At 34.5% G+C, this 16,254-nt stretch carries 17 protein-coding genes; 2 read left to right on the top strand and 15 right to left on the bottom strand.

Features of this window, described 5'->3' with window-relative positions; translation table 11 throughout:
- Positions 1-3: 3 nt before the first annotated feature.
- The 14 genes from ACSHW7_RS00085 to ACSHW7_RS00020 all read right to left on the bottom strand — a co-directional run bounded on the left by ACSHW7_RS00085 (position 4) and on the right by ACSHW7_RS00020 (position 12,131).
- Positions 4-1,140 carry a PD-(D/E)XK nuclease family protein gene (locus tag ACSHW7_RS00085; protein ID WP_435677279.1) on the bottom strand — a complete coding sequence of 379 codons (1,137 nt, stop codon included), beginning with the start codon at positions 1,138-1,140 and terminating at the stop codon, positions 4-6.
- Positions 1,137-1,631: a DUF6998 domain-containing protein gene (locus tag ACSHW7_RS00080; protein WP_435677278.1), complete on the bottom strand. Its 495-nt coding sequence runs from the start codon at positions 1,629-1,631 to the stop codon at positions 1,137-1,139. The genes ACSHW7_RS00085 and ACSHW7_RS00080 overlap by 4 nt, the downstream gene beginning before the upstream one ends.
- 11 nt (positions 1,632-1,642) lie before the next feature.
- A complete protein-coding gene (locus ACSHW7_RS00075; RefSeq protein WP_435677277.1) occupies positions 1,643-2,602 on the bottom strand; it encodes a hypothetical protein in 960 nt (319 codons plus the stop codon).
- Positions 2,603-2,682: 80 nt separating this feature from the next.
- Positions 2,683-4,998, bottom strand: a complete 2,316-nt coding sequence (locus ACSHW7_RS00070) for an AAA family ATPase (RefSeq protein ID WP_435677276.1) — start codon at positions 4,996-4,998, stop codon at positions 2,683-2,685.
- 3 nt (positions 4,999-5,001) lie between these two features.
- Positions 5,002-5,250, bottom strand: coding sequence for a WYL domain-containing protein (locus ACSHW7_RS00065; RefSeq protein WP_435677275.1), 249 nt, complete (start codon positions 5,248-5,250; stop codon positions 5,002-5,004).
- Positions 5,251-5,259: 9 nt separating this feature from the next.
- The gene (locus ACSHW7_RS00060; protein ID WP_435677274.1) at positions 5,260-5,469 is read right to left on the bottom strand and encodes a KTSC domain-containing protein; all 210 of its coding nucleotides are present in this window, start codon (positions 5,467-5,469) and stop codon (positions 5,260-5,262) included.
- Positions 5,470-5,481: 12 nt separating this feature from the next.
- Positions 5,482-6,660 (bottom strand): restriction endonuclease subunit S, encoded by a 1,179-nt coding sequence (locus tag ACSHW7_RS00055; protein ID WP_435677273.1) that lies wholly within the window; start codon positions 6,658-6,660, stop codon positions 5,482-5,484.
- Entirely contained in the window at positions 6,644-8,212 is a 1,569-nt protein-coding gene (locus ACSHW7_RS00050) for an N-6 DNA methylase (protein ID WP_435677272.1), read from the bottom strand. The genes ACSHW7_RS00055 and ACSHW7_RS00050 overlap by 17 nt, the downstream gene beginning before the upstream one ends.
- 100 nt (positions 8,213-8,312) lie before the next feature.
- Positions 8,313-8,567: a hypothetical protein gene (locus tag ACSHW7_RS00045; RefSeq protein ID WP_435677271.1), complete on the bottom strand. Its 255-nt coding sequence runs from the start codon at positions 8,565-8,567 to the stop codon at positions 8,313-8,315.
- A gap of 4 nt (positions 8,568-8,571) precedes the next feature.
- A complete protein-coding gene (locus tag ACSHW7_RS00040; RefSeq protein WP_435677270.1) occupies positions 8,572-9,048 on the bottom strand; it encodes a thermonuclease family protein in 477 nt (158 codons plus the stop codon).
- Between the two features lie 158 nt (positions 9,049-9,206).
- Positions 9,207-9,440 (bottom strand): hypothetical protein, encoded by a 234-nt coding sequence (locus tag ACSHW7_RS00035; protein WP_435677269.1) that lies wholly within the window; start codon positions 9,438-9,440, stop codon positions 9,207-9,209.
- Between the two features lie 193 nt (positions 9,441-9,633).
- Complete coding sequence (locus tag ACSHW7_RS00030) at positions 9,634-10,299, bottom strand: response regulator (RefSeq protein ID WP_435677268.1); 666 nt, start codon at positions 10,297-10,299, stop codon at positions 9,634-9,636.
- Position 10,300: 1 nt separating this feature from the next.
- Positions 10,301-11,932 (bottom strand): tetratricopeptide repeat-containing sensor histidine kinase, encoded by a 1,632-nt coding sequence (locus ACSHW7_RS00025; RefSeq protein ID WP_435677267.1) that lies wholly within the window; start codon positions 11,930-11,932, stop codon positions 10,301-10,303.
- A gap of 31 nt (positions 11,933-11,963) precedes the next feature.
- Positions 11,964-12,131 (bottom strand): hypothetical protein, encoded by a 168-nt coding sequence (locus ACSHW7_RS00020; RefSeq protein ID WP_435677266.1) that lies wholly within the window; start codon positions 12,129-12,131, stop codon positions 11,964-11,966.
- A gap of 367 nt (positions 12,132-12,498) precedes the next feature.
- Here ACSHW7_RS00020 and ACSHW7_RS00015 point away from each other — a divergent pair, with 367 nt between their 5' ends.
- Positions 12,499-13,125: a hypothetical protein gene (locus tag ACSHW7_RS00015; protein WP_435677265.1), complete on the top strand. Its 627-nt coding sequence runs from the start codon at positions 12,499-12,501 to the stop codon at positions 13,123-13,125.
- Positions 13,126-13,151: 26 nt separating this feature from the next.
- On the opposite strand, the gene ACSHW7_RS00010 is transcribed toward ACSHW7_RS00015, so the two are convergent.
- Complete coding sequence (locus tag ACSHW7_RS00010) at positions 13,152-14,165, bottom strand: helix-turn-helix transcriptional regulator (RefSeq protein WP_435677264.1); 1,014 nt, start codon at positions 14,163-14,165, stop codon at positions 13,152-13,154.
- 170 nt (positions 14,166-14,335) lie between these two features.
- Between ACSHW7_RS00010 and ACSHW7_RS00005 the strand changes: the two genes are divergently transcribed.
- Positions 14,336-15,736, top strand: a complete 1,401-nt coding sequence (locus tag ACSHW7_RS00005; protein ID WP_435677263.1) for an RtcB family protein — start codon at positions 14,336-14,338, stop codon at positions 15,734-15,736.
- Positions 15,737-16,254 lie beyond the last annotated feature (518 nt).

The following is a 16,254-nucleotide window of genomic DNA, read 5'->3' as shown; positions in this document are numbered from 1 at the left end:
ACCTTAATTGTTATGGTTTGTAAGGAAGGCATTTAATTTATTAAAAATAGAAAGCAAAGGAGTTCCTTCTATATTTTGAACAATAAAATTTCTTAAATCATTAAAATCAATTAATTCATATGGGTAGGATTTGAATGCAAAGTGTGCCCATCCAGTTTTACTTTCACTATAAAAGTTATTATTAATCAATTGTTTTTCAGCAGCATAGAAATCAATCTGGTTATAAATAGACCTGTCGAGCAACGCATCTCCTTTTAATTCTACCACAATCCAAATATCTTTATGGTTATCTATATATAATCTGTCGAATCCGATGGTAAACATTAAATCGGGGTTTGCCTTTGATTCGTAGTAGCGTAATCTATTACTGGTTGTTCCTTTCAAGTTTAAATATTCAGATTCCCCATTTAATAAACTGCACGCTGCTTCAACCTCTTTTTTAACATGGTCTTTAAGTCGGTTTAGAAATCGAGCCGTTTGGTGAATGTTATCACGATGCTCTTTATAAAATTGAATATCTTCTGGCTTCATCTGTTTGGTGCTTAAGTTCAAGGTGTTTTGGTAAAGGTCTTTTAAAAAAACAATATAAGTCGTATCTGCATCTAATAGGTAACCGCCTATATTTTTCATTACCCTGGTGAGTAATTGTTTGTGTGTTATGTTGATAAATTGAGGGTGGGAAATAAATGAAATAGGAAATAACGAAAGTACTACACCAGCAATATTGTTTTTATTATATTTTTTGATCTGTGAATTATAATAATCATCCAGATCATTACCTAATGTATGGTATACCTTGTTTTCTATAATAATACAGTTTTCATCGTTATATAAAAGCAAATCCATTCTCCCCCCTTTATTGGTTGTGGTTTCAGTTTCCACATGGAAGTCTGAAAACCCATCAAAATCCTTTCTAGTTTCATCAAATTGTTCTGTAATTAGTTCCAGTAAACTAACAATAAATAGATCGCCAAGCCTATGTGTTTCACCAACATTAAAATAGAAAGCAAGAATATTACTCAACACATTCTCATAATGCGGTTGCTTGGCTATCCCTAAAAAAGTTTTAGGTTGCTTTTTTATTTTTGGAATAGTTTCAGATTCTAAAAAATGTTTAAGTCTTAAATGGTTTTCGTTCATGCTCGTTCTTCAATTTTTTCATTGATGTCTACGTTTGTATTCATCAGCCTCAGTCTATTTGAAGAAATTTTAGCGTAACCAGCAGCGTTCCCATTAATGACTCTTTGAGCGTCATTTAAAAGAGCAATTTGTTCATCTGTCTTTCCATAAGTTTTATATTCATTATAAACATAATGTGCAGGGCCATTGTATATTTCATCAATTTCGCCATTTGATTCAATATGAATAAACAAAAAATAATCGGGTCTATTATTTTCTCTAATAGATAAATAACACTTATTCTTTAACGTAGCTCTTATCTGTACTTTTTGTCCATTAGGGGTATAGCCGTCGTGGATAGGATGATTAGCATCGTATAATTCAAGGTCATATTTTTGTTGTGCAAGTACTTCACCAATATCTCCTACAATATTTCCATCTATTGAAAATCCTCTATTATATTGATTTCTCAAGCTTTCTGCAATCGCTAATAGTTGTTCTATTTCTTCCATTTTCAAACAATTTACATTTCATTTATCTCCTTCTCAATCAACTTGTATTGGTCCTTCACTTCCTCTCCCATATAAAAGTCAAGTAGGTCTTTTTTAGTAAGGGTACCCGTTTCAAGGAACTGACTCAAATACCGTTGGTTAAAATCCATTAACAACATTGATTTCTCAATTTGCTTTAAAATTTCCCGGTTGGTGTCGATGTTGCGCTCTACCAAGGTCTTAATGGCTTTTATTTCCCCAATATCCTTTAAAATACGGGTAACTAAAATGCTTAAAATATCTTTATCTAGCTCTAGTGTTTTTGCGTTTATGGCAATATCACGGGCAAGCATATAAGCAATGACTAGATTGGTATAATCACCTTTTTGTGAATCTATAATAGCGATGAAACCAATCTCAGGAATAAAGCCTACGTATTCGTTGAACTTTAAGATGCTATTGTCTACCAACGAAATATCAAAAACGATAATACTTACTTTGGAGTTTCGGTTGGCATTGCTTTCTATTAATTGGCTCCAGGCGGTATCTGTCTTTCGTATAAAAAGGTCTTTGCCTTCTATATCTCCCAACTTTACGCTTTTGTCAAACTTACACTCTATGGCTATTTTTAAATCTGGTGAGCCATTTACTTCACAAATAATATCACCCGTTTTATTACGGGGTAGGGCGCCAGCGGCATTGCCTGTAAGCAATGCTTTATCTGCCATACGTTTGCTTTTAAAATACTCATTTAAGAAATCGGCAATATCATCTTCTGCCAAGGAGCCTTTGATGGTGCTTTTGTAAAACAGCTCCTTTTTCATCTCAAAGATCATTTTTAGGCTTTCCAGTTCGGTACCCAACTCGTTGGAGGTTTTAGACAAAAACGAGGACAAGCGATCCTCCATAAGAGCTAGGACACCAATATACAGCGCACGTACAAGTTTATCATCTCGCTCTGAGGCGGGTAGATTATCAAAGTAGTTGAACACGATTTCATTATCCAGCTCAAATTTTTGGAGTTCTACGCGTTTAAGCTTTTGGTTGAGTTTTATATTAGGCATAATTTAGATTATGAAATTACAGTTTGTAGAGCTTTAAAATGTTTGGTGTCTTTTTTTACTTGCTTTATTAATTCATTGCTAGCTTTAGTTACATCTGCTAAAAACTCACTTTGTCTACCTATTCTATCGATATTGTTAAAATGACTAAAATAATGAAAAGGCTTACATATTCGTTTGGATGCTACTTTGCCAAATAATATATCTGATCTCACATCTACTTCATCCGCACTTGGATATTTAGCCAGTGTGTAAATCTCTAAGAATCTTCGTAAAACATTTGGCATTAACATCAAAATATCTGAAGTGGTATTGTTTGGGTCTTCGTTGAACTCATAAATAACCTTGAACAAGTAATGATATTCAGATTTAAATGAATCATAAACTTTTGGAAGCTTGATTATTTTGGAATTATCTCCATTTCGCTGAATGAAATATCTAGATTCTTTTTTTGTGCTATAATTTTTATAGTTAAACCCTCTAATTGTCGGCAGTTCTTTTAATAGATTAAAAAATTCGAAATTGTGTGTAGATATGAATAATTGAAGACAAGTTTGAACCCGCATCATTTGTTTTGCATTTTGTGGATTTGTAATTTCTTCATAAAGAAAATCTTTGAGCAGAGCATTAATTTGAAAAATGTGATTGCCATCTAAACTAGACATTGGATCATCAATAAAAAGTATATAGTCCTTCAGCTCATCTTTATCTTTAAAACTTTTCAAGGTTACAAGAAAATGGGAAAATGAAATCGCCATTTTCTCTCCTTCACTTAAATTGGAAGCTAGCTTTCCATTTCTGGATAAACTATAATTTTTCGTTTCGGAATGGTATTTAATTTTAATGTCATCTTTTCCAAGAAAACTTTTGATAAAATATTCAAATTGAATTCCTCCCTCTTCTCCACTATCATTTTTTGCTTCAAGACGATCAATTTCTGTTTGAAAAGCAGCTATTTTTTTATCTAAAGATTCAATCTTTACAATTGCCTTATCTCTTCTGCTTTTCTTCTGCAAATAGTTGTTTTCTTTGAGATATTTTGCAACTAAGTGATTGATATATTTAATTCTTTCACCTTTAATTAAATTCTCAAAATCCATACTAAAATTATTATTTAAATCTATAATTTTATTTAGGGTATTGAGCTGCTTTTCAATTTTATTGGTATCATATAGTGAAACTTCGAGGATTTTTCTATATAATTTATTAGTAATTTTCTGATTTAACCTTTTTTCTAATAATTTTAATTTAGATAAATACTGGTTTGAAAATTTATCGAAATGACTTTTACTCTTTTTGTATTCTATTTGAAAACCATCATTCAAATCTTGAATACTTTTTGGAAAATCAAGATTTTCAATTTTATCTTTTTCAACAACTATTTTATCTAATACCTCTTTAGCTTTTTCTCTAAGTTTTGACCCATAGTTTTCGTAATATTTATTTAAAAGTATAATCCTCTCTTCAGTAATCAAATTACCACAGAACAAACAATCCTCTCCTATATTATTCAACTCCAACCCTTTTTTGACCCATTTAACCGCTTCAATGTTTCTCTCCAGAACGGCAATTACATCATTTTTTTTAGGGGTTTTTGACAGAATATCATTGGTTTCATTAATTAATTCCGGTAATTTAAATTCGATTTCAACTTTATTTATTTCAGGCTTTGGTTCTTCAATTTTTACCGTTTTACTTAATTTTTTAACTACTATATCTTTTAAAATAAAAGAACTTAAATTTTGAATTACTAAAGGAAGTTGCCTCTTAAAATCTCTCTTCGTAAAATCAACTATACTCGAAAAAATATCATTCTTTATTCTTCTAGATTCTTCGGTAAATTGATGAATTTCAAAATCATTAAATGATGCAATATCATCTAAAAATGGTTCTTTCCTCCCTTTAATAGAGTCTGTACCTTCAACTTGCTCAATTTTATTCTTTAATTCTTTTATCTTTTTTGCTCTTTTAGCGTCTTCACCAACTTTAAATAAAATGGTGTTTATTTCATCATCTTTTTCCCAACTTAAATTTTCCTTTATATAATCTGAATTATATACTATTACTGGATGAGGAAACACACCTATGTTTCCTTTATTATAACTACTACCTTCCTTTAAGGTAATTTTAAAATCTCCATCAACATAATCTGGAAAAATTGACTTTTCTCTTAATGAACTAAAAACCCTAGATAGAGTGGTTTTTCCGGAATAGTTCCAACCATAAAGAATATTCTTTTGTTTGAATGGTGGAATATCCTGTTGTGTATTCCAAGAATAGTTCTTGTATATTCCAAAATCTCGTATAAAATCAATTTTTTCAATCATAATCTAGAATTCTACATCCCACCGTGGCTCATAACTATTCTCCGTGATGACAACATCGTTTATGGAATCCAGAATAAACCCCCGAATACCATCTTTATTTACGTCATACCCATAAAAATATTCAATTCCATTTTTTTCCCTAAAACTATAAGGCTCCACTTCTCGCCAACCTTCATTAGAACCATCTTTTTCAGTATAGTCTATGTTAATTGTTTTTAAATTCTGTCCTGCTTCGATGATTATATCTTTCATAACTAAAATTTAAAGTTCCCTATATTGATAATTATTCCTAATATTCGCATTAAAATAAGAACCATGTGAAGATGCGTTCATTAGAGCTCTGTGCTCTGATGCTGGAACATCATAATATTCATATAAACGACCACTATTAAATTCTACCTCTAAGGTATTACTGCTTGCATCATAACCTATTGAGGCTATATTTGATGAACTTACTGCTTGTCTTTTCATAATATATCGGTTTTAATTAGTTGCTATTTCTTCTTTACTCCCAACAGTCGCCATTTTTGAGAGAAGCAAGTCTCTCATTTTTTCCAAAGCGATGTTTTCACTCCAATTTAATTCTAAGTTCAAAAAAATAGGTGTGACTTTATGCTCAAATCTTTTTACATTTTCAATTTTAGGATACACAAATTTAAAGCTCTTTAAATCGCCGAGTAATAAGTTTGATTGAGTAGAGCCGCCTGCCAATTCTTTAATTTCTCTGATATTAAAATTCAACATAGAATACAGAAAATACGAAGAAATAAAATCTTTATTCGGTTTGATTATAGCAACACTTTTTTGAAATGTAGTTTTTCTGGTTTCAGGTATATTCTTCGCAATTGCTAGTCTGCCTATGGTGCCCGCATTTGACATTAATATATCACCTTTTTCGAGGTTTGTTCTTCTGTGAGTCTCTTCAAAATCACTTTTAGTTATCTGTCTTGCTTCAGAATAATAAATATTACTGTTTGAAATGTCTTTTACACTGATAAAATAATAACCAGAATCAGCTTCATCTTGACAATTACCATGCTTTCCATCAGTAATGAGATTACAAACTTTTTCTAACTTTATTTCATCCCAATCTTCTTTTTGATCTGACTCAAACCAATGTTTGTAAAGGGCTTGTGCGGTTTCTTCAAGTTTGGCATTTAACTGCTCGTTTAGAGAAATACGGTTAACTATGGCATTATATTCATCAACAATGGCTTGTTGTGTTGATATGGAGGGAACTGGGAGTTCCATTTCGCAAAAAGAATCCCAGCCTAATTTCCCACTTACATCAGTATCAGTATAAAACCATGAGTTTCTGTCAAATTCCGACCTAGAAAACCACATCATTAAATACTCTGGCAATAATTTATTAGTATCATTAATTTTAAAAACGTCATACGCTGGAGATACAAGAAAAGGGTTTTCTTCCTTTGATAAAGCAATAGGCAATCTATAATCTCTTCCCACGTGCATTCGGTTACAAGCAAACTGACCAGGTGCTACTATTTTGTATTTTGACAAGTCTGTGCCTACTACATTCGCGACTGAAGGCATAAAATATTTATTGATATTTATACCCAACAACCTACTATAGATTGATTCTTTATTCTTCTCGTTAAGTCTTGTAATATAATCTCCAATACGTTTATAACTCGATCTCATACCCCAATTCCTTAAACACGGTTAATAAATCGACTTTTGATTGGGCTTCTTCTTGCAATAAGGTTTTCATTTCGGCAGCCAAAGCGCCCATCTTTTCATCAAAATCTATATTTTCATCGCGGTTTACAAATCCAATATACTTGCTGGGTACCAGGGAGAAATCTTTTTTCTTAATTTCTTCTTTCGTGGCACTATAGCAATATTCGGGTACATCTTTGTAATTGTTGTCTTGTTGTTGCCAATCGTGGTAAGTTTTAGCAATGTCTTTTATTTGCGGTTCGCTAAACTGTATAAACTTCTTTTCAAAAGGGATGCCTACTTGGCGTAAATCCATAAACAACACTTCTTCCTCTCGGTTCCGAAGGTATCGTTTGGCATCACCAATATCTTTTGTATGGCTTCTTTTGTTTTTGTTCAAAAGCCAAAGCGTTACGCTAATATTTGTGGTATAAAACATATTCTGAGGTAAAATCACAATGGCTTCTACCAGATTATTTTCTATCAGCTTACGACGTATTTTATATTCCTCACCACCACCACTCAAGGCACCATTTGCCAAGATAAAACCTGCCACCCCATTTTCAGAGAGCTTGCTTACCATGTTTAAGATCCAACCGTAGTTGGCGTTACTCTTGGGAGGTACGTCATATCCCATCCATCGCGGGTCGTCTACCAATTCATTTACACCCCGCCAGTCTTTTTGGTTAAAAGGTGGGTTGGCCATGATATAATCGGCTTTTAAATCGGGGTGTTGGTCCTGCCCAAAGGTATCGGCTGCTTTTTCGCCTAAGTTGGCAGCAATACCCCGTATGGCAAGGTTCATTTTAGCCAGCTTATAGGTGGTGTTGGTGTATTCCTGTCCGTAGATAGAAACTTCTTGTTTGTTTCCGTGATGGCTCTCTATAAATTTTATAGATTGTACAAACATACCCCCAGAACCACAGGCAGGGTCATAGATGATGCCTTTATAGGGCTCTATCATCTCAGCAATAAGGTTTACTATGCTTTTAGGGGTGTAGAACTCACCTTTTCCTTTCCCTTCTGCCAAGGCAAACTTAGATAAGAAATACTCATATACGCGCCCTACAATGTCTTGAGCTTCGTCTTTCTGCGTATCTATTTTATTAATAGTATCGAGCAAGGAAGCCAGCTTGCTTTTGTCCAATTGCAAACGGCTAAAATAATTGTCTGGTAAGGCACCTTTTAGGCTTGGATTGTTCTTTTCAATGGTATGTAGGGCGGTATCAATCTTAAGCGCAATATCGTCTTGCTTGGCGTGCTTCATTATGTAGTTCCACCGGGAGGTTTCCGCAAGGTAAAACACATTGCTTTGGTTGTAGAACTCCTTCATCTCCAAATACTTTTCTTTGCCTTCTTCAATCAGTAATGCACGTTTGACTTCAAACTTATCGCTTGCAAATTTTAAGAAGATGAGTCCGAGCACCACATGCTTATATTCGGCACTCTCTACCGAGCCCCGTAGTTTGTTCGCAGAAGCCCAAAGGCTTTCTTCGATTGATTTTTCTTTTTTGGTTGTTTTCTTTTTAATCATTTATGATGCTTAAGGTAATTCTGTAAATATAAATATTCCAAAAGACCAATTTGTACGTATAAACCCTTAAACCAATTGAGTTTTTTTTAATTCTTCTAATTTAATCTTCCCAACCACATAAGGTCCTGCCAATTTTTTTCGCCTCGGCTATCGTTACTTTGTATGTGTTGGTAGAACATCTTGATAATCCCCGGCAGTCTTTCTTATAATGATATTTTTTACTTTCAGGGCCTTTGCAGATGTAGACATTACTTTCTATACTGGAAGTAAATCCTGTAAAGGCCGTTCCAACTATAAATATGCTGATGTAAAGAAGACCTTTTGAAAAATTAAGGGGAGTTGATGATAATTTCATTTTTTTATTTCTTTTTTGTAGACCTCCATTCCCATGGCGGAATTGGTTTCGGGTCCTGCCAAAGTCCTAAACCTTGTTTTCTGGCATTGTTTTCTAGATTTTGTAAAATTGAGTCTTTGGAATATTTTATAAAATGCCAGGCAAATCCATTTTTTAATAATTCCTCTCTGAGTATTAAGGAATCTTGATAATGTACTGTTGCGATTAATCTACCATACCTATCTTTGCTCTCCACGTTAACACAAACCGTTTTTCCAAGTATAGCATTCGACGTAAATTCCTTAGCTAGTTTAGAATAAGGCTGTTTTTTCTCGGGACAGTCAATGCTTGCAACACGTATACGGTGCAAAACAGAGTCTCTTGATATCAATTTAAAGGTATCTCCATCAGTGATATAGGTAACTACTCCTTCAAGAGGGTAGGTTTTCTCATAAGTTTTGGATGGATTATATGCTCCAGACGATACTACTCCAATACACATGAGTAGCATTAACAAAATGAAGCGGTAGTTATTATTTTTGTATAAAATCATAAATTACTTTTTCCACACTTGATGCAATATCGACATTTTTAACTTTAACTTTTTCCACACCCATTTCTTTTAATCATTTTGTCCAATATTTCTCAATAATTTTGAAACTATATTGAGTTTATTCCTGCAAATCCTAAAAATACTATAAAGGCTCCTGCGATAAATGGTATTGCAATTAACCACCAGACTAGTTTTGAGGTGTTTTGTCTAACTTTCTCTTGTAAGTGATAATTCCGCTTAAGGTTCCAAATTAATTCCACAAGTAATTCATTTTCAGTGTGGGTTTTATGGGTTTCCATAAATCTTTCCTTTGCATCTGATTTTTTATTGGTTGGTTTCATTTTGCTTTTTGATTAATGTTATCCAAACCTACAAATCGTTTTTGGACAATTTTTACGGTATCCCGTAACACAAGAAAAGACACCTTTTACAGTGTCTTCTCTATGCTCCCCAATGTGAAAAGCCATTTGGCTATTCAACACTACAATGATATTGTTATTCAATGAAACTATTTTACGGGTATCCGTATATCGGCTATATTAATCCTAAATCTTTAACAATACTCACTAAATGGATGGCATTGTTTGCCTTAAATTGAATACGTAATCGGTTTAGGCGTTTTTCAATCGTGCTCAAGCTGCTAGGCGAGATATTATTCTGTTTGAAATTGGAACTGATCTCCTCTTGCGATTTTCCTAATGATAATAATCGCATCAATTCTATATCATAATCATCAATATCTAAGCCTTTTTTTTGGTTTATGAGTTGATTTAGTTGTGGTGAGATATATATATCCCCTTTTGCAATCGTATTGATAGCTTGCTTCAACTCATTTAAACCATTTCTTCCTTTGCTCACATATCCATCAACTTTTAGATCATTTATGAGTCTTTTAATTAACAGGCTGCGATCTTCCACAGAATAAACAAGTATTCTAAGTTCAGGATGTTCTTTTTTTAGAATAGCGACCAATTCTTCTCCAGAGTTGAAACTTTGCTGGCGATGGTCTGGTACAAAAGAGAGGTCTGTTATCAATAATTCAATAGGCGCTTCTTTCATTGTAGCACTCTTTATTTTGAGATAGGCATCATCACAATATTGTACCTGAATAATCTCTCGCACCATTAACTCTTGGAGCACAATGGCCACTCCAGAATTGATACTCCCCAGATCGTCAGAGACTAGTACTTTTGTAAACATATTATAGACTTATTTTAGCCGTGAACCCTTTATTGATAGTAGAGTCAAATATAATGGTTCCTTTTACAGACCGAATACGGTTTTCCGTATTTAGGAGTCCGTTACCTTTTTTTAGGTCACTTCCAATCCCGTTATCGGTATAGGTAAGATCTAGTTTTTTACCCGATTGATTTGCAGTAATTACCACAATTGTAGCCTTGCTGTGCTTTAGCATATTGGTCATTAATTCCTGCAATACTCTATAGAGGGTAATCTTTTTTAAATCACTAACGGATGACCAGTTTAAAGAAGATAGATTTTTGCTAATAACATTTACCTGATCACTTTGGTAGTTGAGCAATAAGCTACTAATTACCTTACCAAAATCTTCATCCATTTGAATTAGGCTAATTTCTTTCGAAATGTCTCTTGTTTTGAGATATATAGATTCTAGATCATCCAGTAATGTTTCACTCTCATTTTTAGAGGTCTGAATCGTAGCCATTAGTTGATAAACATCATTGGCAATTTCATCGTGTACCTTTTTGGCTATTCGCGTTTCAGTATTGTACTCTTGTTCTATTTTATCACGTTTATGCTTTAGTCTAAAGACAATGAACAGCAGAATACCTATAAAAACAATCAAAATCCCAATCCATTGGTAAAGAATGCGCTGGTTCTTTTCTTCTTCTTTTTCAATTTCAACAAGTGCTGTTTGTTTTTCGGCGTTTGCAATGTTCCATTTGCGGAACGCATATTTATTATCATCTAATTGTACCACAGCTAAGATGCTATCTGATAATTTTACATATTCTTTGACATCCATATCCGGATTGGTTTGCATCAAAACGTTCAAGGCATCTCTTTTGTATAACGTATTTTGTAAGCTATCCGATAAAGCGATTGCCTTTTTTGCGTAAAATCTTGAAGAGTCAGCATTTGACTGTGTATAAAATGCTGCCAAACTCATATACGATGTATACTTGTGTTTTAGGTTGTTTGATTTCTCCCTTAAACGCAAAGCTTTGTGCATTGTGTTCAGCGCTTGAGCATCATCCATATAATGTTGAACTTCTCCCAGATTGTCCAAAACCAAGGCTTGTAAATCTACATTTTCCATAGATCTGGAAGCAACAAAAGCTCTTTCTAGATAGTCTTTGGCTTGTGGATACTTTTTCAGAGATTTATACACATTGCCAATGTTATTGAGTATTCTCGTTTTTTCGGTAGGATTTGGATTGTGTGATAGGGCGGTGGTATAAATTTTTATTGCTTCCTCATAATTCAATAATTTTCTATACACCATGCCTAGTTGGGTATATAGTCCCATCCGGTCGTTTTGAAATGACTCTGATTGCTTATTTCCGAGTAAAGTCAACCCTTCAACAGATTCCAGTTCACTTTCAGAAAAATTTCCTTCGTTATAGGTGGCTTGAGCAATTAGGCGAATTGCATAGATTGCACTGGCCGTATCCTTAACCTTAAGGCTCTGTTTCTTTCTGTTTTTGAAAAAATTGATAGCCGAAGGTAGATCAGATTTCTTAGGTGAATTGGTTATAACATTGTAATATATTTTGGCACTATCTGCTGGTTGCTGTCCAGATAGTATGTTGGAAGCAAAAAAAAAGAGGAATAAAAACAGCGTTGTTTTCATTCCTCTAAAGTACTAACAATTATGATAAATCCTAATCGTCTGTTGGAGGTGGTGGTGGAGGTGGTGGCGGCGGCGGGTTAGGTTCGTCGTCTGTACAACAACCGTATTCATCTCCATTGCTATTCAGTCTATCCGGTGTGCAGGATAGTATGGTTGCCATTAGCAACAGTACCGAAAAAATATAGGGTATTTTTTTCATTTTATTTATTGTTAAAAATTGAACATACGTATGGCTGTCCGAGTCTTTCCTCAGTTTTTGGGGCTAGGTTGGAAGCCATACATTAAAGGGAAGAGCAAGCTCTTCGTTTGAGAAGTTTGGAGCGCATAAGTAAGGTGCATCAGATTACTTCTCAAATGGTCCTACCACATTACTTTGCGACTCCAATATATACTGTTGAAATAATCGTAAACCCTATTACGCTCGGGCGATCAACAATACAAGAGCAAATATGAAAAAGGTTTGTTTGAATAGGATAGAAAGAAACTGGAAACGATTTGGAAAATAGGTTTCCAACTCATTTCCAAAAAGAAATCGTAATTTTCCAAAGGCTTAATACAATCAATCCATGCAAGAAGAATTAATAAAGGTGGTACGTTTAAAAGCCTTAGATGAGGGAGCTTCCAATACTAAATTGGCCATTGCCAAACATGTTTCTAGTAAAATAGATATTTCTATTTCAGAAAAAGCATTCACAAATTATTTGAAGAGTATTGAGGATGGAAATGAGGTTACAGTATCGAAAGAAATACGAGATTCACTAGCTCGCTATTTGGATTTTGAAAGCTATTTTGCCTTTAAGAATTCCTTACAAAAAGGAAAGAGCGTGGAAAGAAAATATGTGTTTATCATATTTGTTCTTTCAGCGTTTATAATAGCATTGATTTTCTTCTTTAACCGGAAAAAATGCATGATCTGGCAAGGCAATCAATATGTTAAAATACATTGTGAAGAAGCGAATGCAAAACCTATAGATCAACGATTGCTGGTAAATTTTAAAAAGGTCGAACCAGACTGCGAAAAAGATTTCTTTTTCAATGAGGATGGTTCACCAAGAGTTTGGTATTATAAAAAAGGTAAGAATGATTTGGAACTTTATACGATGCCGGGAGAACATCCAATTAATGGTAAAACCTTAAATGATATCACAAGATATATGGTGAACGAGCATCTTTGTGATTCTCTTTTTAGATAGGTTATTATGTTTATTAAGTCATTCCGTTAATCCCCATATTTTCCCAATGCCAATCTCAATTTCTTTTTTATCCGTCCCCGTAATTGACGAGGCGATAGAACCTCAATACTTTCGCCAAACCCCAAAATCATTCGCTCCAGCTCAAAATTGAGGTGTACATAAATCTCAAAGGTTATACTACCGTCTTTGTGTTGTTCAATCTCTTTTTGTGAATGGTGAAATGGCTTGGTAAGTACATAAGGTGCATTATCCTTGTCAACTTTAAAAAGCACATGCTTTAAACTGTGTGTGTCCATGACCGTAACACCTATCGTGTTTTGGTAATAAATATCTGCATCAAGACTGCGGGGTTGATACTCCAACTCGAAGTTATAGTCTATGGCATTGATCCTGTCCAATGCTAACGTTAATAATCTATCTTCAGAATGACGTTTGCCCACTACAAACCATCGGTTGTTGAACTCTTTCAATAAATAGGGATGTAATACAACAATATTGGGGTGTTTTGCCTTGAATGATTGGTAGGTTAGTACGAGTACCACCTCCTTTAAAATAGCCTGATAAATCTCATCAAGAAAACCCAAACCCTTTAATAGCTCATTTTTATCTAGATGAATAATTGCTGGCCTATTACTTTTTTCGGTATATATCTTATCTTCTAATTTATTGATGATGCCCTTAAATTCCCCAAATAGCGAAAAATCCTGAAATTGTTTTAACATGCTCATGGTTTCAGTCAGCACATTCATGTCATTTTCTGTCAAAGGAATATTGGTGATCGAATAATCTGGATCGCCATAGCGATAAAACTTTTTATCGTACACCTCAATGGGCGCATTGTAACCCAATTTATCACTCCGCATTAATTGTATATCTAACTGGATGGTACGTTTGCTCACATTAACATCACGACCTTCCAGTTCATACAATGCATTACTACAACTTTCAATTAGGTCATCCAATGTCCAATGGCGCATACCATTCTGTAAGCATTTGTCAATGGTTTTATAGCGGATAAGCGCATTTTTATTTATTGCCATGGCCAATAATTTTTGGGTAAATTATAAAAAGAAAACTACTGCGCAAAAAGATTGCGTAGTAGTTTGCAAATATTTGTAGTGTAGATAAGAAAAGGCATTTAGGTATCTACCTTTTTAATAGTAATGCTCCGTCACACGAAGGAGGTGGCGGGGCTTAACGAAACAAAATTATGGAAAAAACAACTACTATTACAGGAAAAGAAATCAGAGCCTTGGGATTCCCTCCAGGAGCTTGGTACAAGGAAGCGATTGCGCATATAAATGAAAATGAATTATCGCAAGATGAAATGGAGCTCTACTTAGAGCAATTTAAATTACCACCTGCCTTAGCTTTATTTGAAAGACCGATAGGATATGCTAAAAATATTGTAGCCGAAAATGTATTGGAGGAAGAGAATGTGGAAAAAGTTACCGCAACGATGAATGCTGTAATGAGAACCCCTACGGTAGTTGCTGGGGCTGTTATGCCAGATGCTTGTCCAGCTGGACCTTTGGGAACAATTCCTGTGGGTGGGGTAGTGGCAGCCAAGAATGCGATTCATCCGGGAATGCACAGTGCCGATATTTGTTGCTCGGTAATGTTGACCGACTTCGGAAATGTAAAACCATCTTTATTATTGGATGCAGCGCAATCGAGCACACATTTTGGTCCTGGTGGAAGGCCAAGAGGACAACAACATAAATTGCCAACCGATTTAAGAGAACGTTTTGAAAACAATCCTTTTTTAAGTTCTCAGAAAATGTTGTCGATGGCACAAGAGCACTTAGGTACACAGGGAGATGGAAATCATTTTCTATACATTGGTACCTCTGCAGCAACTGGTAATACCATGATGGTGACACATCACGGTTCAAGGGGGCCTGGGGCGTTTTTGTACAGTAAAGGGATGCAGGTTGCCAATAAGTTTAGACAACATTTGTCTCCAGAAACCTTACCACAGAATGCATGGATTCCCTTTGATACAAAGGAAGGGGAGGATTACTGGGAAGCATTGCAGATTATAAGGGCTTGGACCAAATTGAACCACGAGGTCATCCATGAGGCTACAGCATCTTTGTTGCAGGTTGAAAAGGAGAACAGATTTTGGAACGAACACAATTTTGTCTTTAAAGATGAAGATGTGTTTTACCATGCCAAAGGAGCGACCCCTTTAGACCCTAAATTTATGCCGGATATTACCGGTCCAAGATTGATTCCCTTAAATATGGCTGAGCCTATATTAATCGTGGAAGGAGCAACAACAAAAAACAATTTAGGATTTGCACCTCATGGTGCAGGAAGGAACATGAGCAGAAGTCAGCATAAAAGGAACTTAGCTCATAAGACCGATGAAGACATCTTTTCCGAAGAAACGGAAGGATTGGATATTCGTTTTTACAGTAATGAAATCGATATCTCCGAACTACCTAGTGCATACAAGTCTGCCCCAAATGTTCGAGACCAAATGGAACAATTTGATTTGGGATACGTTGTGGACGAAGTTTTGCCTTACGGTTGTATTATGGCAGGCGACTGGCAGAAAAATGCACCCTGGCGTAAAAGAAGGCGTGAAAAGCGTAATAGAAAATAGTCGTTTTAATGTTATTAAGGAAACCGCCACGTTTAACCGTGGCGGTTTTTTTATGTGTAATTTATGTAAGATCGTTAAGGTCTGTACTTAAACTCCAATTTGATAGCTGGATTATATACATTATTAGTAACATTTTTTATAATAATCCTTTTATAAGTCGTTCCAATTGGACCTTATATTTCCCTTTTAGTTCATTTATTTTTTTACCCTCTTTTACTGCTCTTGTTATATTTGCATTCAAACCTTTTTCTAAAATTAAAATTTGTGAATTTAGAGTTCTAGCTTGTCCTGCATAACTTAATTCCGCAAACGTGTCTTTATTAATTCCGTGTGTACCTTTTTTAAAATTAATTCCTTTTATAATCCTCGAAGAAAGCTCATTTTTAAGTAATGACTGGCCTCAATTTTTGTTTTCTTTTTGAGCAGATTTGCATAAATACCAACGGTCTCGGCTCGTATGTTTACATTCTAAATTTATTGAATATAAATATAGTAGTTTTCTAGTTATTAATAAGAGC

The sequence above is a fragment of the Patiriisocius sp. genome (assembly GCF_051252435.1).
Taxonomy (GTDB): Bacteria; Bacteroidota; Bacteroidia; order Flavobacteriales; family Flavobacteriaceae; genus Patiriisocius.
This window is presented reverse-complemented; position numbering and strand designations above follow the sequence as displayed.